The sequence below is a fragment of the Jiella marina genome, assembly GCF_024359545.1.
GTDB lineage: Bacteria > Pseudomonadota > Alphaproteobacteria > Rhizobiales > Rhizobiaceae > Jiella.
The window spans coordinates 98,144-118,637 of record NZ_JAKQZG010000001.1; the positions used below are offsets into that span (position 1 = coordinate 98,144).

Genomic DNA, 20,494 nt, shown 5'->3' on the forward strand with positions numbered 1-20,494 from the left:
CTCAGTACTCCTGCCGGGTGGGCGTCACGACCATTTCCTGGATCAGGACGTTCTGCGGCATGTTGTAGGCAAACAGGATCATCTCGGCGACGTGGTCGGCCGAGATGCCGCCTTCGATCCGCTGCTTGTTCGCCTTGTAATTGGCGAGGGTCTGCTGGTCCGTGACATGGTCGAGGACCTCGGTCTCGATGATGCCGGGCGACAGAACGACGACACGCACGTCATGCGGCGCGAGCTGCTCGCGCAGGGACTCCGACACGGCGTGGACGAAGAACTTGGTGCCGCAATAGATCGTGTGATCCGGATAGACCTTCCGCCCGGCGATGGAACTCATCATGAAGATCGTGCCGCGACGGCGGTCCTTCATGCCGTTCATCACCGGATAGACCGTGTTCATCAGGCCCTTGGCGTTGATGTCGATCGTCTCGTCCCATTCGGCGGGATCCTGGTTGAAGATGTTGCCGAGGCGCGCGATACCGGCATTGGCGAACATCACGTCGGTCGGTCCGAACCGTTCCTCGCCCTCGGCGACGGCGCGCACGACCGCGTCGCGGTCGCGCACGTCGACCTCGGCGAGATGGGCGTTCGGCAGGTCGAGCGCTTCCATGCGGTCCCGGCGCCGGGCCATGAGAAGAAGCGGGTGTCCGGCCTTGGCGAAGGCGCGGGCAGTCGCTGCGCCAATCCCCGAGGAGGCGCCGGTGATCGCGACGAGCGGTTTGTCGGTCATGAGGGTCGGTCCGGTGATTTCGGGAAGTTGAAAGATCGGCGAGGCAGGCGACCTGGCATCGCCATCTCGGGATACGTCGTCCGCCCGAAGAACGCCGGGCGGACGAGGCCTGCGGCCCGCTCACGAGGCCCGGGAGGAGGTGGCCGGATCTCGTTCGCCCGGCCGCCTCGTAAGCGAGCTCTCAGAAGTGTGTCCCAAAGGGACGATCAGCTTGCGAGCAGATTGTCGACGCTCTGCTTGATCGTATCCATGACCGTCTTCGGGTCGTCATATTCACCGGCCCAGAAGCGGCCGAGTTCGACCGGAATGATGTCGTTCGAGATCTCCGTCCACTCGGGCAGATCCGGCTCGGAGCCCATATGGTTGGCGATCGTCTCGCGCACGGCGTCGAGATGGCGCGTGGTGCCCGGGATGCCGACCTTGGCGTTCGCCTTGACGCGCGGGTCGTCATAGACGGACGAGCGCGTCGGACCGGTGCCGCCGCCAAGAACCGTGATCCAGACCTGCGTCTCGGGTGCGGTCGCCCACTGGGCGAACAGCCAGGCAGCATCCGGGCTCTTGGAGTATCTCGACACTGCGAGCGATGAACCGCCCTGGTGGCCGACGCCGGGGATCTCGCCATAGCCAGTCTCATCGACCGCGCGCAGCGAGTTTGCCTTCGGCGGCACGGTGGCCTCCATCAGACCGGCGACGTTCGAGCCGTTCGGCGAATCCCAGGAGGGGAAGAACTCGCCCCAGGAGATCAGCTGTCCGGCGATGCCCTGCGCGACCGACTGGCCCTGACCGTCCCAGGTCCAGGAGGTCACGGCGTCCGGCATGTTCTTCTTCAGCTCGATCCAGTAGTTCATCGCCTCGATGCCGGCCTCGTCATTGCCGGTGAACTTGCCGTCCGGCCCGAAGATGGAGCCGCCATGGGCCCAGAGCCAGCAGGTCCAGTCGCATTCCAGCGAATAGTGGCCGGACTTCATCTGGCCGGTGGTGCCGTAGATCTCCGGCGCCTTTGCCTTCATGATCGTCTGGGCATTGGAGAGGTATTCCGCCATGGTCGTGGCGGGCTTCAGGCCGAGCTCTTCATAGAGGTCGCGGCGGTACATCTGGATGAAGATCGGGATGTCATAGGGAACGCCGACCATGACGCCGTCATACATCGAGATACCGTCGACGAGGGCCGGCAGGAAGTCGTCGATATTGTAGTTCGGCATCGCCAGGTCGGCGTTCGATTCGTACTTCTCGCGGGGGTCCACGACGTCGCCGGAGAAGGCGGCCATCCAGGACTGGTCGAGATAGTAAAGGTCGTAGGTGCCGAGGCCGGAGGCGACGTCGAGGGTCAGCTTCTGCAGCACCTGTTCGAGCGGCAGGGTCTCGATCTCGACATTGATGCCGGTCGTCTCGGTGAAATAGCCCTTGAGCGCCGAGTTGATCGCGTTGGAGGGCGGGGTCGACTCGGTGGCGAGCCGGATGGTCTGACCGGCGAAAGGCTTGGCGGCTTCCTTCAGCCAGTTGGTCATGTCCTCCGGCCACTCGATGTTCTGTTCCTGAGCCCGGGCCGGGCTGATCAGGCCGAGACCGGACCGCGCCGAGAGATGCGAATAGGCGCCGAGCGCACCAGCGCCGAGACCGAGCTTGGCGGCCGAGCGCAGGAAGCTGCGCCGATCCATCTGTCCGCGCGCGAAGCGATCGGTCAGGGATGCGAGCCAGAGTTTGCGATCCACTGGATTCATATCTTTCCTCCCAATTTGGCGAACAGGAGTTCGCCCAGAACGCACGGACCGGTCCCGTGCAGACCTTTGGCGGGATCGTCTTGCGATCGCGCCGGCCCGGTGCTGCCTCCTAAGAAGCCCGGGCCCGATTCCTCCCGTCACTGCTTCAGTGAACCGAGCGTCAGCCCGCGCACGAGATTGCGCTGGACGAGGAGAATGAAGATGAAGGCGGGGATCATTGCCGCCGTGCCGAGCGCGGCCATGTTGCCCCAGGCCGTACCGGTCGACGTCACGAAGGTCGAGGCTGCAACGGGTACTGTCTTGAACGAGGTCTGGGTCAGCGTCAGCACGAACAGGAACTCGGTCCAGGAAAAGACGAAGCACAGAACCGCCGTCGCCGCGACACCGCCGAGGGCCATGGGCATGACGATCTTGCGAAAGATCAGGACTCGGCTCGCGCCGTCGATGAGCGCCGCCTCGTCGATCTCGGTCGGAATGTCATCGAAGAAGGATTTGAGCAGCAGCACCGCCAGCGGCAGGTTCATCAGCGCGTGTGCGAGGATGATGCCCGTATAGGTGTCGAGCAGGCCGAAATTCTTGTAGATGAAGAACATCGGAATGGCGATCGCCACCGGTGGCATCATCCGCGTCGACAGCACGAAAAAGACGAAGTGATGCTGGCCGCGAATGCGCATACGCGACAGCGCGTAGGAGGCGAGCGTCGCCACGATGACCGTCAAGAGCGTTGACAGGACAGCGATGACGATCGAGGCCCAGAGATTGGGCAACATGTAGAAATTGCCGCCGCCGGGCAGCACTTCGAGGCCCTTGTCGAAGCCGAAGGAAATGCCGAACACCTCTTCGAAGGAGGAGAGGTTCCAGTTGAAGTCGAAGAGCTTCGGGGGCAGGGCGAAGATGTCCCGCTCCGGTTTGAAGGCGACGGTGATCCAGTAATAGATCGGGAAGGCGAAGAGCGCGACGAGCAGCCAGGCCACGACCGCCCGCACCACCTCGCGCGAGGTCGAACCCATCATGATCGTCTCCGGTCGGTTCTGTGAAGGATCATCATGCGCGCCCTCACCATTTCAGTTTCGCAGCCCAGACGAACAGGTTCGCCGAGACCACGATGATGAACAGGGTGAACAGGCTGAGCGCCGCGCCATAGCCCCATTTGATGAAGGAGAAGGTCTGCTGCCAGGCGTAGAGTGACAGCGTGTACGTGGCCGTGCCCGGCCCGCCGCTCGTCATCACATAGACGTAGTCGAACATGCGGAAGAGATCGATGCCGCGAATGAGAACTGCGATCGCGATGACCTTCCACATCATCGGCAAGGTCAGGCGGGTGAAGGTCTGGAAGACGTTCGCCCCGTCGATCATGGCGCTCTCGAAGGGCTCTTTCGGCAGGGCCCGAAGCCCGGCGAGGAAGATCAAGACCATGAACGGCGTCCATTGCCAGACGTCGGCCAGGATCACGCCCCAGAGCGCAAGCGTCGGATCGGACAGGATCGCGCCGCTGCCGTCCATGATTCCGAGACTCTTCAGCACGAAGGGCAGAAGGCCGAACTGCGGATCTTCCATCAGAAGAAACATCATGCCGGTGATCGCGGGCGGCACGACGAGCGTGAGCGTCAGAACACCGCGCAGCAGGCCGAAGCCCGGCGCGTCCGAATCGAGAAGCAAAGCCAGGATCATGCCGAGCACGATCTGAATGGCGAGACAGATGCCCGTGTAGAGCAGCGTCACCTGCAGCGCTTCCCACATGCGGCTGTCGGCGAACATCGTCGCCCAGTTCTCGAAGCCGACATATTCGAGGCTTCGGCGCCGAGGCAGGAACTCCTGGAAGCTCAGCCAGATATTGTAGAACAATGGATAGAGCGCGAAGACGCCGAGCATGGTGATTAGCGGCGCAAGCCACGGCCATGGCGTGTCGGACAGGAATTTGCGCCTGCGCGTCGACCTTGCCGCGCCGCCCATGGACGGTGGAACGTCGGCCGCCATGCGGCCCGTCAGATCGCCCGCATGAGCGATCTGCAGCCCCGACCGAATCGTCATTGCCTCAGTTCGGGCCAAGCCCGTTCCTCCCAGAACCCAGATGGTCCAATTCCATGCACCGACACCGGTGCCTCCCGAGCGGGAAGGTTGCACAGACGCTTCCCTCTGGCAAGATCAAATGATAACGTTCAAAATCATTCGATCATCGAGCGGTGTCGGAGCGACTTGAGGTCGTCATTTTGCGGGGGGAGGCGAGCGCGGTGCGGCAGCAGGCTGATATGTCGGCGAACGACGGCGCGGCCTGGCCCGAGCAACTCGCGGTGCGTGTCGCCTGGTGCTACTACATGCTGGGTCTCACCCAGGCGCAGGTGGCCGAGCGGCTGGAGATCCCGCGCATGCGCGTCAATCGCCTGCTTGCCCAGGCCCGCGAGCGGGGCCTTGTCAGTATTTCGATCCATTCCCGGCTGACGGAAAACATCGAGCTCGAGGAGCAGCTGTGCGAGCGTTTCGGCCTCGTGAGGGCCCATGTGGCTCTTGCCGAGCCACCGATCGCCGATCGCGAGGATCCGGCCCTGGCCGAATTGCTGGGACGGGTCGCCGCGCCGATCGTCGAAAAGCTGATCGTTCCGGGCATGGTCATCGGAGTAGGGTGGGGAAACACGCTGCGAGCGCTTGCAAACGCCATGGTGGCGCGGCCCACCGGAAGCGAGGTCTCGGTCATTTCCATGGTCGGATCGCTGAACCGCCGATCCTCGATCGACGCCTACGAGGCTTCGACGCCATTTGCCCAGAAGCTGGGGGCCGAGTGTTTCTATCTGGCGGTTCCCCTGATCTGCGACAGCGCCGAGAGCCGGCAGGCGATCGTCAGCCAGCCCGCGATTGTCGAAATGATGGAGCGGGCTCGCCATGCCGATCTCGCCATGCTGTCGGTCGGCGGCCCGGCCACCGGAACCGTCGCCCAGACCGGGCTCGTCGAGGCAGATGAACTGGCCGAGCTGCAGGCCGCCGGGGCGGTGGGAAATTTCCTCGGTCATTACATCGACGCCGACGCACGCGTGGTCGATCACCCGGTCAACGACCGGGTCGTCGGGCTGCGCCCGGAGGAGCTTGCCGGCGTCGGGCACCGGGTGATGGTCTCCGGCGGTCCGCTGAAATTGGCGGGCCTGAGGGCCGTGCTCCAGGCCGGGCTCGCCAGCGAACTCGTCACCGATCAGGACAGCGCCCGCCGCCTGCTTTCGCCCTGAACCGGCAAGCCCGGATGCCCTCGGTCGAGCGGTATCCGATCCACTCTCAATACCACCCACGAAAAAAAGGACAAGAACCAATGGACGACGCCGAAAGAGCGCTTCGCGGAGACATCGTCAGGGCGTGCCAGACGATGGACCGGCGCGGCATCAATCAGGGCACCTCGGGCAATATTTCGGTGCGCTGGAAGGACGGGCTTCTGATCACGCCGTCGGGTCTTGCCTACGACACGATGGCGCCGGAGGACATCATCTTCCTCGACATGGACGGCACCGCGACCGGCCCGCACAATCCATCCTCCGAATGGCGGTTCCATCGCGACATTCTGCGTGATCGCAGCAATTTCAACGCCGTGGTCCACGCCCATCCGACCTATTGCACGGCGGTCTCGATCACCAATCGCGACGTGCCGGCGGTCCATTACATGATCGCGGCGGCAGGCGGCCCGACCGTGCGCTGCGCGCCCTACGCCACCTTCGGAACGGAAGAGCTTTCGGCGAACGCCCTGGCGGCGCTCGAAGGACGCTCGGCCTGCCTCCTCGCCAATCACGGCCTGATTGCCTGCGGACCGTCGCTTGCCAAGGCGACGTGGCTCGCCGAGGAGATGGAGACTCTCTGCAAGCAGTACGCGGTCGCGCTTCAGATCGGCAAGCCGGTCGTCCTCTCGGACGAGGAGATCGCCCATGTGAAGGAGAAGTTCAAAGGCTACGGGCCGAAGCGCAAGGATCAGGGCTGAGCCGGCGCCGAAGTTTCGAGGAGGAGGGCGCCGTCATGGGCGATCGCGGGGCGCAAATGTTCGTAGTCGCGGACGTTCGGTTCGTGAGTGACATGCGCATCGTTCTGAAAACCCGTGATCGCGATCACCGAGGCGCCCGCCGCCTTGCCGGCCTCGATGCCGGCGGGGCTGTCCTCGAAGACTAGGCAGTCCTCGACCGGAACGCCCAGCCGCTCGGCGGCAAGGCGAAAGCCGTCGGGCGCGGGCTTGCCCCGGGTCACGTCCTCCGCGGCGACAATGACTTCGGGGATCGTCAGGCCTGCCGCTGCCATGCGTCGTTCGGCAAGCGGCCGCAACGCCGACGTCACGACCGCCCAACGCTCCGGCGGCAGCGCCGCCAGAAAGGCCGCGATGCCGGCTGCGGATTCGATACCGTCCGTATCGGCCATCTCGGCTTCGAAGATCCACTGGGATTCCGCCTCGACGTCGATGCCCGGAATCCCCTGTTGCGCGATGGTGTCGGCGGCGCGCTTGCCGTGGATCGTCGCGAGAAAGCTCGGCACATCCAGCCCGTGCCGTTCCGCCCAGCGCGTCCAGACGCGCTCGGTCGCCGCAATCGAAGTCAGGAGCGTGCCGTCCATGTCGAACAGGAAGGCGGCGAAGCGGTTGCGCTGGAACATCGAGAGGTCTGTCTTGATTTCGGGTGGGGTTTCGGCGGCGGGCGCGTCCGGCTGCGGACGGCGTGGGAATTCGGCCTATTACACCGGAAAGGTGGCGGACGGATAGGGTCGCTGCCTGAAGGTCACGCTGATCGGGCCGGGACGCTCAATCTCCCACTCAAAGGGAGACCGAAGCAACTGGGCAGGCGCGCATTCTGAAGCGATCGCCGCAGGCCTGTGAAGACTGAGTTATATATGGCGCCGCCACAATTGGTGCCGGTACTGGGAGGAGCCAAACCGATGAAATCCCTGGTTCTCGAACGACAGGACGAACTCTCGCTTCGCGATTTCCCGATCGAGAAGCAAGAAGAGACGCTCGGGCCCCGCGACGTGCGCATCAAGCTGCACACCGTCGGCATCTGCGGGTCGGACGTCCATTACTACACCCATGGCCGGATCGGCCCCTTCGTCGTCAAGGAGCCGATGATTCTCGGCCATGAAGCCTCAGGGACGGTGATCGAGACCGGATCGGACGTCACCACGCTGAAGGTGGGCGACCGGGTGTGCATGGAGCCGGGGATCCCCGATCCGAATTCGAAGGCGACGCGGCTCGGCATGTACAATGTCGATCCGGCCGTACGCTTCTGGGCGACGCCGCCGGTGCACGGCATCCTGCGGCCGACCTGCGTTCATCCGGAGGGCTTCACCTTCAAGCTCCCCGATAATGTCAGCTTCGCCGAGGCGGCGATGGTGGAGCCGCTGGCCGTCGGCGTCCACGCCGCGACCAAGGCCCGGATCAAGCCGGGCGACATCGCGCTGGTCATGGGGGCAGGACCGATCGGCCTCGTCACCGCGCTTTCGGCGCTGGCAGCCGGCTGCGCCCGCGTCTACGTGACCGATCTGGCCGAAAAGAAGCTGGAGATCGCGGAGGGCCTTTCGAAAGCGATCATCGGCGTCGATGCCGGCAAGGCCGATGTCGTCGAGCGGATCAAGCGCGACACCGACGGCTGGGGATGCGACGTCGTCTTCGAGGCGACCGGATCGCCCAAGGCCGCCGCCAGGGTCTTCGAGCCGCTCGCGCCCGGCGGCTGCGTCGTCATGATCGGCGGCCAGCCGGACCCGATCTCCTATGATGCCGGGGCCGCGATGGTGCGTGAGGCGCGGGTCGAGAACATCTTCCGCTATGCCCACGTGTTTCCGCGCTGCGTCGCGATGCTGGCTTCGGGTGCGATCGACGTCAAACCGCTCATTACCCGGACCTTCGATTTCGACGAAAGCGTCGAGGCCTTCGACATCGCCGCTTCGGCGCCGGCGGGCGACGTCAAGATGCAGATCGAACTGCCGCAGTCGTGATGCGCAAAGGGGCGAATGAGGAAGGCACGTGAACAACGCTCCCCACTCGCCCCATCAGGCAATCTCCGAGACCGATGCCGGCCCGCTATCAGGGCCGGCATCCGTCTTTCAGCCGGTCAGTTCTTGACCGTGTCTTCCAGGAAGAAGCGCCCGAGGGGGTTCTGGTAGAAGTTCTCGACGTTCTTGCGCGAGACGTTGATATAAGGGCTGTAATAGAGGTCGATCCAGTTCACGTCCTCCTTCGCCTGCTTCTGAAGCTCGACATACATTTCTTCGCGCTTGGAATCGTCCATCTCCACGCGGGCGTCGGCGACCATCTGGGCGACCTCGGGAGAATCGTAACGCGTCATGTAGTTCATGTTCGCGTCATTGCCGAGCACGAAGGTCGTCTTCTGATCCGGGTCGAGAATGTCGTTGGTCCAGTAGGCGGCGGCGATGTCGTACTGGCCGTCGACCAGCATGTCCCATTGCTGCGAGGCGTCGACCTTTTCGATGTTCACGGTGATGCCGGCTTCCGAGAGCTGGCGCTGCAGAAGGACGGCGATCTGCTCGTCGACCTCGTCGCCGGCCTTCACCAGATAGTTGAGCTCGAGGTCGCTGACGCCGGCCTCTTCGAGGAGTTCCTTGGCCTTTTCCGGATCGTGCGGACGGCGCAGATTGTCGGCGTAATAGTAGAGCGCGCCCTTCGGCACATAGGAGTTCGCGACCTCCCCGATGCCGAAGGTCACAGCGTCGACGACTTCCTGCTTGTTGATCGCGAAGTCGATCGCCTGGCGCACTTCCTTCTTTCCGAGCGGCTCGTGATCGTGATTGATCAGCAGCGAATCCTCGCGGGTCGAGGGCTCGAGATGCACCGTAAGTTCGGGATCGGCCTGAAGCTGCTGGACGCGCGAGAACGGAACGAAGATCGCCGCGTCGATCTGCCCTGCCTGGACGTTGAGCATGCGGGTGTTGTCATCGGGAATCGAGATCCACTCGACGCCATCGAGCTGGACCCGGTCGGCCTGCCAGAATTCCGGGTTCTTCTCCAGAATCACGCGATCGCCCCGGATCCAGTCCTTGACCGTGAAGGCGCCGGACGCGATCGGGTTCGAGGCGTAGTCCTCGGCACCCATCTCTTCCATGCCCTTCTTGGAGATGATCGAGGCGCCAGGCATGGCGAGCGTCGAGAGGAACGGCGCGGACTGGGTCGAGAGCGTGATGACCACCGTCTTGTCGTCCGGGGCCTCCATGTTCTCGATGATCTTGTAGCTGTCGCTCCAGAGCGAGCGGTCGCTGTCGCGGATGCGGGTGAGCGAATAGATGACGTCTTCAGCCGTGATCGGCGAACCGTCGGAGAAGTTCGCGTCGCGCAGGTTCATCGTGTAGGTCAGGCCGTCCTCTGAAATGTCCCAGCTTTCAGCGAGGCCCGGCTCCAGCTTGGTGCCGGTCTTGTCGACGCGCACCAGCACGTCATAGACGTTCATGAACACCCAGAAGTCGATGTTCTGGGCCGTCGCGATCGGATCGAAGGTCGAGGAATCCTCGCGCCGGCCGATCGTCAGGATGCCCGCGGCCTCGGCGATCGAGGTGGACAGCGTCAAGGCTGCGAGGGCCGTGGCGCCAGCGAGTTTCAGAAACCTACGGTTCATGGATCTTCTCCTTCAAGCGTTCTGAAGACGGGTTGCGGTTTGGGGACGTGGGAGCTGGCCCGGATCGAGGATGCAGGCCCAGCCATGGTCGTCGCGACGCCGGAGCGTCGGCGGCGGATCGCGGCTGCATTGCGGTTCCGCATAGGGGCAGCGCGGGTGGAAGCTGCAGCCGGATGGCAGGTTCAGCGGGCTCGGCGGCTCGCCCTGCATCGGCGCATCGGGCAGCGACACGGTCGGGTCGATCTCCGGGATCGATTCGATCAGAGCGGCGGTGTAGGGGTGGCGCGGTGCCGAAAACACCGCTTCGGTCGGCCCTTCCTCGACGATCCGGCCGAGATACATCACCGCTACCCGGTCGCAGAGCCGGCGCACGATGGCGAGATCGTGGGCGATGAAGATAAGGGTGAGGTTCATCTTCTCCTTCAGATCGAGAAAGAGATTGATGATCTGGCCCTGGATCGACACGTCGAGCGCGGCGACGCATTCGTCGGCGACGATGAGCTTCGGCTCCACCGCCAGGGCGCGGGCGATGCCGACACGCTGGCACTGGCCGCCGCTCAGCGCCTGAGGCCGGCGTGCGGAAAGCGCGGGATCGAGCCCGACCATCTGGAGGAGTTCGGCGACACGATCCGTGATCTTGTCCTTCGGCACCTTCTTGTGGACCCTGAGCACCTCGGCGATCGCTTCGCCGGCGGTGAGGCGCGGATTGAGGGCGTTGAGCGGGTCCTGAAAGACCATCGCCGTCTCGCGCCGGATCTTCGACAGTTCCTGTCGCTTGCCGCCGGTGACGGCGGCGCGGTCAAAAACGATATGGCCGCCGGTCACCGTCTCGAGGCCGAGAAGGGCGCGGCCGAGCGTCGACTTGCCCGATCCGGACTCCCCCACGAGGCCGATGGTCTCACCCGGCCGGACGGACAAGGAGACGCCATTCAGCGCCTTCACCGCGCGGCGCGTCAGTCCGAGAGCTCCGCCGCCGGAAACCGGGAAATGCAGGACGACGTCGTCGGTCTCGATCAGGGGCGGGGCCTGGCTCATGCGGACTCCTTGGCCGGGAGCGCCGCCGCCTCGCCGACAGGATTGTAGCAGGCCGCCACATGATCGGGTTCGTAGGCCTCTAGCGGCGGCTGCCTGCGCGAGCACTCGGCCACTTCATTGCTGCAGCGGGGATGGAACCGGCAGCCTGTCGGCATGGCGTCGACGGTCGGCGGATAGCCGGGGATGGTGCGAAGACGCTCGCCGGTCGCGCCGATCGCCGGTTGGCAGCCCATCAGCCCAGCCGTGTAGGGGTGGCGCGGGGCGGCAAGCAGCCGCTCCTTCGGCCCATGCTCGCAGACCCGCCCGCCATAGAGCACGCAGATGGAATCGCAGAGCTGGGCTACCACGCCGAGATCATGGGTGATGAAGATGATCGACAGGCCCCGCGCATCGCGCAGCTCCTTCAGAAGCCGAAGGATCTGCGCCTGAACCGTGACGTCGAGCGCGGTCGTCGGCTCGTCGGCGATCAGGATGTCGGGATCGCAGGCGAGTGCCAGCGCGATCATCGCCCGTTGACGCATACCGCCGGAAAATTCGTGCGGAAAGGCGCGCGACCGCTCTTTCGGATCGGGGATGCCAACCTGCTGCAACAGCTCGATCGTCCGCTCCTCGGCCGCGCGTTTGCTGCCGCCATGGTGAAACCGCACGCTCTCGGCGATCTGGTCGCCGATGCGCATGACCGGGTCGAGATGGCTGGCCGGGTTCTGGAAGATCATGCCAATCCGCTTCCCGCGGATCGCGCGGAACTGGTCTTCGGGAAGGTCCATGACCTCTTTGCCATCGAGGCGGACGCTGCCCTTCGGAATGCTGAGGCGGCTGCTCGGCAGGAGCCGGAGAAGCGCGCGGCAGGCCATGGTCTTGCCCGAGCCGCTCTCGCCGACGAGACCGAGGATCTCGCCTTTCTGGAGTTCGAACGACACGCCGTCGACGATGCGGTGAGTGCCCGTCTCGGTCTTCGTCTCGACGGTCAGCCCGTCGACCTTGAGAAGTGGGGTGCTCATGGGCGCACCCCCAGTTTCTCGCCGAGGCCGTCCGCCAGAAGGCTGAAGCCGAAGGCGAGAAGCACGATGGCAAGGCCCGGGAAGGTGGCGATCCACCAGGCGATCGAGATGAAGGCCTGGCCTTCCGCGACCATGATGCCCCATTCGGCGGTCGGCGGCTGGACACCGAGACCGAGATAGCTGATCGCCGCGCCGTTCAGGAGCACGAGAACCGCATCCGACATGGCGAAGACGATCGACCCGATCAGCGCGTTCGGCAGGAGATGGCGGAACATGATGCGCCAGTGGGAAAAGCCGAGGCTCTTCGCCGCCATGGCGAAATCGCTCTGTTTCAGGACGAGGATCTGGGCGCGCACCAGGCGCGCATAGGAGACCCAGCCGACCAGCGCCATGGCGATGTAGAAGCTCGCCAGCCCTGGCCCGAGGATGGCGATGATCGCCAGCATCAGGACGAGGAAGGGAAAGGCGAGCACGATGTCGATCAGCCGCATGAACAGCGTGTCGGTCAGCCCGCCGAAATAACCCGCGATCGTGCCGGCGGCCGTGCCGATGATGAAGGGAAAGATCACGCCCAGAAACGCGATCTGGAGGTCGATCCTCGTGCTCCAGATGACACGGGAGAGGATGTCGCGGCCGAAGTTGTCGGTGCCGAAAGGATGAACGAGGCTCGGCGGTGCCAGCCGGGCCGAGATGTCCTGATAGATCGGGTCGTAGGGCGCGATCACTGGAGCCCCGACGGCCAGCACGATGAAGAAGATGAGGATGCCTGCGCCGATCATCAGCGGCTGCGGCACGTGGCCGGTGAGACGGCGGAGGCCGCGACGGCGCGCGGACATGTCGATCGCCGCCTCGCTCACAGCTTCACCCGCGGATCGAGCGTGACGGTCATGATGTCGGCCAGGAAGTTGACCAGCACTGAAGCGACGGCAAACAGCATCGCAACGCCCTGAACCACCATGTAGTCCCGGGTGAAGATCGCGCGGATCAGAAGCTGCCCCATGCCGGGAATGGCGAAAACGCTCTCGACGACGACCGTGCCGCTGATCAGCCAGCCGATATTGACCGCCAGAAGGTTGAGGGTCGGGATCAACGAGTTCGGCAGGACGTGGCGACGAAAGACGACGTTTTCCGGCAGGCCTCGCGCGCGAGCGGCCATCGCCGCATCGGACTGCATCTCGGCAAGGAGGCTCGCACGCAGGCTGCGGGTCAGGACCGCCGACAGCGACAGCGCGATGGTGACGCAGGGCAGCACCATGTGATGCAGCTTTTCGAGGAAGGTCTGGCCGTAGCCCGACACGGGAAACAGATCGAGCCGGACGGAGAACAGGATGATCAGCATGATGCCCAGCCAGAAGGCTGGCATGCCGAGACCGCCGGTCGAGATCACCCGGACCGCCTGATCGAGAAAGCCGCCGCGATTGCGCGCCGCGATGGTAGCGAGCGGGATGGTAATGGCGAGCGCCACCAGAACACTGCCGAAGACGAGGACGATCGTCGGTTCCAGGCGCTCGAAGATCAGGCCGATCACATCGACCTTGTAGAGGATCGAGCGGCCCATCTCGCCGTTGAAGAGGTTCTTCAGGAAGTAGAGATACTGCATCCACAGGGGATCGTTGAGGCCGAACTGCTCGCGGATCCGTTCCAGCGCGGCCGGTGTCGCGCGGGTGCCGAGCAGGATGCGGGCCGGGTCGCCCGGGATCGAGCGGACGAGCACGAATGTAATGATGCTGATCCCGAACAGGACCGGCAGGAGTTGCAGCGGCCGATAAAGGACGAAGCGGTAGCGATGCATCGTCAGCCGACCCCTGCCGGCACGGATGGCCGGGCCGGGCCTGTCGCCGACGCGCCGATCGGGTGGCGCTTCAGGAAATCCACCAGAGTGGTGCGATAGGCTTCGGGCTCTTCGTAGAAGGGGGAATGCGAGCTTGCCGGAAAGATCTTGATCTCCGACCCCGCGATCGCATGGTGCATCTTCGCGGCGCAGGCGGGCGTCAGTACATCGTGACGGCCGCCCACGATCAGCACCGGCCAGTCGAAGCGGGCGAGGTCCGAGACGCGGTTCCAGTCGCTGATCGATCCGGTGTAGCAGTATTCGTTCGGGCCCTGGATCGCCATAAAGATCGGTTCGTTAAATCCGACCTTGGAGCGCTTCACCGGGGCCGGACGCTTGAATGTCCTGCGGATATGGCGGTGGTCGAGCAGATCCACGGCGGCCTTATAGGCCGGATGGTCGTAACGCTCCTCGGCCTCGAAGCACTGCATCATCGCCACCGTTTCCGGCCCCAGCGCCGAACGCAGACGCCCGATCTCGCTTCTCAAATGCGGAATGTCGGCTGCAGTGTTGGCGAGAACCATGCTTGCGATGCGCTTGGGGTGGGTGAGGGCATATTCGATGCCGCACCAGCCGCCCCAACTGTGTCCGAGGAAATGCACCCTGTCGAGATCGAAGGCGGAAAGCACGGCTTCGACTTCCGCGACATAGCGCGCCATCGTCCAGAGGGATGGATCCCTCGGATGGTCGGACGCGCCCGTTCCGAGCTGGTCGTGCACGACCACCCGGAAGCCTTCCTTGACGAGCGGCAGATGCGGATCACGCAGATAATCGCAGGGCAGGCCCGGTCCGCCATTCAGGAGAAAGACGGTCTCATCGCCCTCGCCATAGCTGTAGGCGACCACCTGGTGACCGCTCTCGAGGGTGATCCTGCGAGTCTCGTCGGGTTCGAGATTCTCCCAGACAAGAAAACCGCCCGCCGTCTCTTCCCATTTCTGTGGATCGTGCAAGGCCCCATTCACTGGTCGGCTCACCCCTGTCCGCGTCGCTTCAGGAAGTCGATCAGCACGGGATAGAAGGCGTCCGGCTCCTCGAAGAACGGCATGTGGCTGGAGTTCGGGAAGACCTTCAGCTCTGCGTCGGGCAGGGCATGCTTCATCCTGGCCGCGCAGGCCGGTGTCAGTTCGTCGTGCTGGCCGACGGTGATCAGGGTTGGAACCTTGATCTGGTGCATGTGGGGGATCCGATTCCAGTCCTTCAGATTGCCGGTGTAGAGGAACTCGTTCGGCCCCTGGATGGTCTCGTAGGGACCCATGTTCCAGTCGCCCAGCGAGCGTTGCACGGGTGCCGGCCACTCGGCCAGGCGGCAGACATGGCGGTAGTTCAGGATGGTGATCGCTGCCTGATATTCCGGGTGATCGAGCGTGCCTTCGGCTTCGTGGCGCTGCATCATCGCCACGGTTTCCGGTCCAAGGCTCGATCGCAGGCGTTCGAGTTCGGAAACGAGATGCGGAATGTCGGCCGCCGTGTTCTCCAGCACCAGCGTCTTCAAGGTGTCGGGATAGGTGAGGGCGTATTCCACCGACAGCCACCCGCCCCAGGATTGGCCGACGAGATGGACCTTTCCGAGATCGAGCGCTTGCCTGACCGTCTCAACCTCCTCGACATAGCGGGTGATGGTCCAGAGCGAGGGATCGGTCGGCCGATCAGAGGAGCCGGTGCCGAGCTGGTCGAAGGCGACGACGCGGTAGCCGTGGTCGATCAGGCAGGAATGGGAATCGCGCAGATAATCGCAGGGCAGGCCCGGGCCGCCATTCAGACAGAAAACCACGTCATCGCCGGAGCCGAAGCTGTAGGTGACGACCTTGTACCCCTCGACTTCGACCACGCGCCGCTCGTCCGGTTCGATCTCACGCCACACGTTGGATACCCCTCTGGAGTGCTGGAAAATGCCATTGGCACCTGATCGGACGAACCTTAGCGACTCCGGCGCGGCGCTCGCCAGCTATCAAAAATGATAGGTGGAACCCGCAATGACTTGCGCTCTTTCGCTCAAGATGTAAACATGGCGCAGAAATAGACAGTGCGAATTGATGTCATTGATGTCAAAGGATATTTCGGAGATCGACGCCTATCTTGGTGCGGGCGACACGCTCGACGAGCGGATGATGCTCGCCCAGGGTGCGCTCGCCGGCTTCGAACTCACCTCGCTGATCTACGACTTCACGCCTGTCAAATACGATCACGAGGGCCGGCTGGTCACGCCGGCCTGGCTTTCGATGCGCAATCTGCCGGCGGACATGATCAAGGTCTGGTGCGAGGACGGCTTGTACCAGATCGATCCCGTCCAGCAACTCGCCTTCAAGACCCACTTGCCCTTCGTGTGGTCCTATCGGGCGGACGGCAAGACGCCGCTCAACCGCATCCTCAACCGCGACCACGGCCCGGTGATCGACTATGTTCACGACAGCAGGATCACCTGCGGCGTGAGCGTCCCAGTCCACATGCCGAATGGCGAATGTGCCGTCGTCACCGGCATCCGCCAGGACGCCGGCCATGATTTCGAGGACGTCATCGACAAGCATGTGGCGGACTTCACGCTGTTCGCCCATGTGCTGCACGAGAAGATCTATCCGCTGTTCGACGAAGAGACCCTGAGTGCGCGGCCCATCCATTTGACGCCGCGCGAGCGCGAATGCGTCTCCTACGCAGCGGAAGGACTTTCGGCGAAGGAGATCTCGCTCAAGCTCTCGCGCTCGGTGCCGACCGTCGTCATGCACCTGAACGCCGCTGCCAGGAAGCTCTCGGCCGCTAATCGCGCGCAGCTGATCGCGCGCGCCGCGCACTACAGGCTGATCGGCTGACGCCGCCTCAAGCGCTCTCGAAGAACGTCATGAAACGCTCGGGCTCAAGCGCTTCGACCAGCGGGCCGCCAAAGGGGCGGCGGTCGACGGTTTCGGCGGCCAGCATCGCATTCAACACCGCTTCCTCGATGGCCTCGACCGCAGCTTCGTAGACGTGATCGATGTGATCGTCGGCAAGCGCCCGCATCGTCTCGAATGCATCCGGCTGTGATTGGAGGGGGCGCGGATCGGCGGTGGAAAGGGCCAGGAAGAGGTCGCCGGAATTGTGGCCGCCGATCGTTCCGCCCCGCGCTATGCCGATGCTGCCGCGCCGCGCAAGGCGTGTGAGCTGCGAGGCGCTCAGCGGCAGGTCCGTCGCGATCACCACGATGATCGAGCCGCGCTCTGTGTCGGCGCCTTCCTCCGTCTCCATCAGACGGCCGACGGGCCGGCCAAGCACCGTCAGCCAGTCGCGGATCCCGTGATTGGCCTGGACGAGGACGCCGAGCATGAAGTCCTGACCGAAGATCGGCATGCGGCGAGAGGCAGTGCCGGTCCCGCCCTTGAAGCCATAAGCGATCATGCCCGCGCCGCCGCCGACATTGCCCTCGCTGACGGGCCCGGTCGCGGCACCTTGGAGCGCTGCCAGCGCGTGCTCCTCCGTCACGGCGAAGGCGTTGATGTCGCTGAGAATACCATCATAGGTCTCGGCCACCACCGGCATGAGCCAGGGCGGCTGCGCCTGATCGAGGATGGCCGGATGGCGATCCACCATCCACCGGATTGCCGCCTGATGGACCCGGCCGACTCCATGGGTGTTGGTAATCAGGATTGGGCCGGTCATTGTTCCGCTGTCGGCGATCCAGTGCGTGCCGGTCATTTCGCCATTGCCGTTGAAGCGATGAAAGCCGGCCCTGAGAAGCACCGGCTCGGGGGTCGGCACGATGGCGGTCACGCCCGTCAGCACCGGCATGCGCCGCCCGGGACGCGGCTCCGCTTCCGCGATCGTCGTCGCGCCGACGGTAACGCCCGGAACATCCGTGATCGCGTTCAACGGCCCGCACTCGCCACGGATCGGCAGCCCGAGATCGCGCGCGCGGAAGGAGAACTTTGGCATTGGCGATCCTTGGCAGGAAAGGGTCAGGCGTCAGGACATGAGCGCGGAAACTAGCGCTGCGCCGTGGACGATCGATAGCAGGGATAGGGGGCCAGGCAGGGACCATGTCGGCAGGCCGTGCGACGATCAGGCGACCCCGGCGTGCAGCAGCGGTCGCAGAAGCGGATTGGGGAAACGCCGCTCGATCGTTACCGCGTAGAAGGTCTCGGCGATGCCCGGCAACTGATCGCATTCGACCAGCATGCCGGACTCGATCTCGTCCTTCACGACGATCGGCGGCAGCACCGCCAGTCCGACGCCCTCCCGGGCCAGCAGACGCATCATCGCCATGTCTTCGACCTCGGCCACGATCTGCGGAGTAATGCCGAAACGGTCGGCGAGGGCGTCGAACCCGGTCCGTATGCCGGTATCGGCCGAGGGCAGGATGACCGGGTGGTCACGGAGCCTTTCGGCGAGGCTGGTCGCACCATGGGCCAAGCGTTCCGGCGTGCCGACGAGGCTGACCGGCTGTTCGGCCAGACGATGGGCGACGAACGGCGTCAGCGCGTCGCGGGCCGGGGCCTGGTTGACGAGGACGACATCGAGGCTGAGGGCTTCCAGCGCCCGCAAGAGTTCCGCGGCGCCGCCCGAACGCAGGATCAGTTCGATATCGGTCAGGCCGAGAAGCGGTCGCAGGAAGGCGATTTGAAAATTCCGCGACAGCGTGGCAAGGGCGCCGACACGCAGCGCCTGCCGGGCCGCGCCCGTCCCGCGCAACGTGCCGACCAGTTCCTCGCCCGCAGCGAAGATCGCATCGGCATGGTCGAGCGCAATGCGCCCGGCCTCCGTCAGGTGCAACTGACGGCCACGGCGCTCGAACAGCGCATGGCCCAGACGCTCCTCGAGCTTGCGGATTTGAACGGATAGCGCGGACTGGGTGACGTTGAGGCGCTCGGCCGTCCGCGTGAGATTGCCGTCATGGGCGACGGCCCAGAAATAGCGCAGATGATTGTAGTTCAGCGTGGCCATTTCGTTCGAAAATAACGAACGAAATGCCAAAAACAATGCAATTTATTCCTTAGAGCGTGAACGCTATCTCCCGCAGGCCACTCAACTGCCTCGTCGGGAGGATCCACGTGCTGATCGACCTATTGCCCCTCGCGGCCCCGCTGCCGCTCCTGTTCGTCGCCGCGATCGCCAGCCGGCGGCCGGGCCGTCGTCCGGCTCTCGTCCCGGCGCTCAGCGAAGGAGCGGCGCTTGCCGCTTTCGCCATCTCGCTCGGAGCGCTTGGTCTGCTCCTCTTTCACGGCTCCGCCACGAGCCCTCTGATCGGCCTGGCCGGCATCGGGCTCTCGGCGCGGCTCGACGCGGTGAGCGTGGCGATGCTTCTGCTCGTCTCCTCGGTCGGCTGGATCGTCGTGCGTTTCGCTCGCACCTATCTCGACGGCGAGGCGCGGCAGGGGGCGTTCACCGGATGGCTCTGTGCTGCGATCGCTGCGGTGCTGTTCCTGGTCCAGGCCGGTAACCTGTCCCAACTCTTCCTTGCCTGGGTCGCGACCAGCGTATGTCTCCACCGGCTTCTCCTGTTCTATCCCGAACGTGCTGCCGCGCAGCGGGCCGCGCGGAAGAAGGCCCTATTCTCGGGCATCGGCTCCGCTGCGCTTCTCATTGCGATGGTGCTGCTCGTGCTGGCGACGGGCACCACCGACATCGCGGCGATCAACGCTGCCGCCCGGGCCGCGGACGCGACTGCCCTGGCGCTCGGCGCTGCCGCGTTTCTGGCCATCGCGGCCCTCCTGAAATCCGCGCAGTTTCCGACCCATGGATGGCTGACCGAGGTGATGGAAGCCCCGACCCCGGTTTCGGCGCTGCTTCATGCCGGCGTGATCAATGCCGGTGGCTTCCTGCTTATCCGCTTCGCAGACGTGATGGTTGGCGCGCCCGGAGTCTTGGCCGCGCTGGCGATCATCGGTGGCTTCACGGCTCTGTTCGGCGCGCTGGTGATGCTCACCCAGCCGGCGGTCAAGACCTCGCTGGCGTGGTCGACGGTCGCCCAGATGGGCTTCATGATCCTGCAATGCGGCCTGGCGCTGTTCCCGCTGGCGCTGCTCCACATCGTTGCGCACTCGCTCTACAAGGCGCACGCCTTCCTGTCGTCGGGCGGCGCGGTCGAGCAGGTCGCCTCGATCCGGCGTCCGGGACCGGTCGCGGTCCCCAGCGGTGCTGCGGTCGGTCGCGCCTTTCTTGCGGCGATTGCGATCTATGCGGCGATCGGCGCCCTGTTCGGTGCGCTGTTCGGGTTCGACCAGAAATCGCCCCAGGCGCTTGCGCTCGGCGCCATCCTGATCTTCGGCGTCGCCTATCTTCTGGCGCAGGGGCTCGCCGACGCCGCGCCGCGTCTGCTGACCCGCCGGACGGTGGTCTACTCCGCCGCCGCGGCGATCGGCTACTTCGCGCTTCAGCGCGCCGCCGAGTGGCTGACCGGCACGACGCTTCCCGCGACGCCTGATCCCGGCCGTCTCGAATGGACGCTGATGGCGCTCGCCATTCTGAGCTTCGGGCTGGTGGCGGTTGCGCAAGCGCTGTTTCCCCTGTGGGCACCGCATCCGGCTGCGGCAGGGCTCCGCGTCCACCTTTCGAATGGCCTCTACGTCAACGCCACCCTCGATCGCATGCTCGGCGGCTGGTCCGTCCGGAAGCCCTCGTGATGGTCCAAGGAGCGACAC

At 64.6% G+C, this 20,494-nt stretch carries 17 protein-coding genes and 1 pseudogene; 5 read left to right on the forward strand and 13 right to left on the reverse strand.

Translation table 11 applies throughout. The annotated features are described in order from the left end of the window. Window position 1 precedes the first annotated feature (1 nt). From MF134_RS00480 to MF134_RS00495, 4 genes are all read right to left on the reverse strand, one after another. A complete protein-coding gene (locus tag MF134_RS00480) occupies window positions 2-727 on the reverse strand; it encodes an SDR family oxidoreductase (RefSeq protein ID WP_255337433.1) in 726 nt (241 codons plus the stop codon). Window positions 728-933: 206 nt separating this feature from the next. Next, window positions 934-2,448 (reverse strand): ABC transporter substrate-binding protein, encoded by a 1,515-nt coding sequence (locus MF134_RS00485; protein WP_255337434.1) that lies wholly within the window; start codon window positions 2,446-2,448, stop codon window positions 934-936. A 137-nt stretch (window positions 2,449-2,585) separates the two neighbouring features. Further along, a complete protein-coding gene (locus MF134_RS00490) occupies window positions 2,586-3,461 on the reverse strand; it encodes a carbohydrate ABC transporter permease (RefSeq protein WP_255337435.1) in 876 nt (291 codons plus the stop codon). Window positions 3,462-3,504: 43 nt separating this feature from the next. Next, complete coding sequence (locus tag MF134_RS00495; protein ID WP_255337436.1) at window positions 3,505-4,479, reverse strand: carbohydrate ABC transporter permease; 975 nt, start codon at window positions 4,477-4,479, stop codon at window positions 3,505-3,507. 218 nt (window positions 4,480-4,697) lie between these two features. Here MF134_RS00495 and MF134_RS00500 point away from each other — a divergent pair, with 218 nt between their 5' ends. Further along, complete coding sequence (locus MF134_RS00500) at window positions 4,698-5,663, forward strand: sugar-binding transcriptional regulator (RefSeq protein WP_255337437.1); 966 nt, start codon at window positions 4,698-4,700, stop codon at window positions 5,661-5,663. Window positions 5,664-5,743: 80 nt separating this feature from the next. Further along, window positions 5,744-6,400, forward strand: a complete 657-nt coding sequence (locus MF134_RS00505) for a class II aldolase/adducin family protein (protein ID WP_255337438.1) — start codon at window positions 5,744-5,746, stop codon at window positions 6,398-6,400. Here MF134_RS00505 and MF134_RS00510 read toward each other — a convergent pair. Beyond that, window positions 6,391-7,059, reverse strand: coding sequence for an HAD-IA family hydrolase (locus MF134_RS00510; RefSeq protein WP_255337439.1), 669 nt, complete (start codon window positions 7,057-7,059; stop codon window positions 6,391-6,393). The genes MF134_RS00505 and MF134_RS00510 overlap by 10 nt on opposite strands. Window positions 7,060-7,338: 279 nt before the next feature. Here MF134_RS00510 and MF134_RS00515 point away from each other — a divergent pair, with 279 nt between their 5' ends. Next, window positions 7,339-8,391 (forward strand): NAD(P)-dependent alcohol dehydrogenase, encoded by a 1,053-nt coding sequence (locus tag MF134_RS00515; RefSeq protein WP_255337440.1) that lies wholly within the window; start codon window positions 7,339-7,341, stop codon window positions 8,389-8,391. A gap of 116 nt (window positions 8,392-8,507) precedes the next feature. On the opposite strand, the gene MF134_RS00520 is transcribed toward MF134_RS00515, so the two are convergent. The 6 genes and pseudogenes from MF134_RS00520 to MF134_RS00550 all read right to left on the reverse strand — a co-directional run bounded on the left by MF134_RS00520 (window position 8,508) and on the right by MF134_RS00550 (window position 15,750). Continuing rightward, entirely contained in the window at window positions 8,508-10,022 is a 1,515-nt protein-coding gene (locus MF134_RS00520; RefSeq protein WP_255337441.1) for an ABC transporter substrate-binding protein, read from the reverse strand. A 12-nt stretch (window positions 10,023-10,034) separates the two neighbouring features. After that, window positions 10,035-12,058 (reverse strand): annotated as a pseudogene (locus MF134_RS24170) (dipeptide ABC transporter ATP-binding protein). Beyond that, the gene (locus tag MF134_RS00535; RefSeq protein WP_369695396.1) at window positions 12,055-12,894 is read right to left on the reverse strand and encodes an ABC transporter permease; all 840 of its coding nucleotides are present in this window, start codon (window positions 12,892-12,894) and stop codon (window positions 12,055-12,057) included. The pseudogene MF134_RS24170 and the gene MF134_RS00535 overlap by 4 nt, the downstream one beginning before the upstream one ends. A gap of 17 nt (window positions 12,895-12,911) precedes the next feature. Then, a complete protein-coding gene (locus MF134_RS00540; protein WP_255337443.1) occupies window positions 12,912-13,850 on the reverse strand; it encodes an ABC transporter permease in 939 nt (312 codons plus the stop codon). 2 nt (window positions 13,851-13,852) lie between these two features. Then, the gene (locus MF134_RS00545; RefSeq protein WP_255337444.1) at window positions 13,853-14,839 is read right to left on the reverse strand and encodes a proline iminopeptidase-family hydrolase; all 987 of its coding nucleotides are present in this window, start codon (window positions 14,837-14,839) and stop codon (window positions 13,853-13,855) included. A 20-nt stretch (window positions 14,840-14,859) separates the two neighbouring features. Further along, window positions 14,860-15,750 (reverse strand): proline iminopeptidase-family hydrolase, encoded by an 891-nt coding sequence (locus MF134_RS00550; protein WP_255337445.1) that lies wholly within the window; start codon window positions 15,748-15,750, stop codon window positions 14,860-14,862. A gap of 181 nt (window positions 15,751-15,931) precedes the next feature. Here MF134_RS00550 and MF134_RS00555 point away from each other — a divergent pair, with 181 nt between their 5' ends. After that, the gene (locus tag MF134_RS00555) at window positions 15,932-16,693 is read left to right on the forward strand and encodes a LuxR family transcriptional regulator (protein ID WP_255337446.1); all 762 of its coding nucleotides are present in this window, start codon (window positions 15,932-15,934) and stop codon (window positions 16,691-16,693) included. A 7-nt stretch (window positions 16,694-16,700) separates the two neighbouring features. Here MF134_RS00555 and MF134_RS00560 read toward each other — a convergent pair whose 3' ends face one another. Continuing rightward, complete coding sequence (locus tag MF134_RS00560; protein WP_255337447.1) at window positions 16,701-17,789, reverse strand: DmpA family aminopeptidase; 1,089 nt, start codon at window positions 17,787-17,789, stop codon at window positions 16,701-16,703. Window positions 17,790-17,915: 126 nt separating this feature from the next. Further along, window positions 17,916-18,797 carry a LysR family transcriptional regulator gene (locus tag MF134_RS00565; protein WP_255337448.1) on the reverse strand — a complete coding sequence of 294 codons (882 nt, stop codon included), beginning with the start codon at window positions 18,795-18,797 and terminating at the stop codon, window positions 17,916-17,918. Between the two features lie 107 nt (window positions 18,798-18,904). On the opposite strand from MF134_RS00565, the gene MF134_RS00570 reads away from it, so the two are divergent. Then, the gene (locus MF134_RS00570; protein ID WP_255337449.1) at window positions 18,905-20,476 is read left to right on the forward strand and encodes a proton-conducting transporter transmembrane domain-containing protein; all 1,572 of its coding nucleotides are present in this window, start codon (window positions 18,905-18,907) and stop codon (window positions 20,474-20,476) included. The last annotated feature ends 18 nt before the right edge of the window (window positions 20,477-20,494 follow it).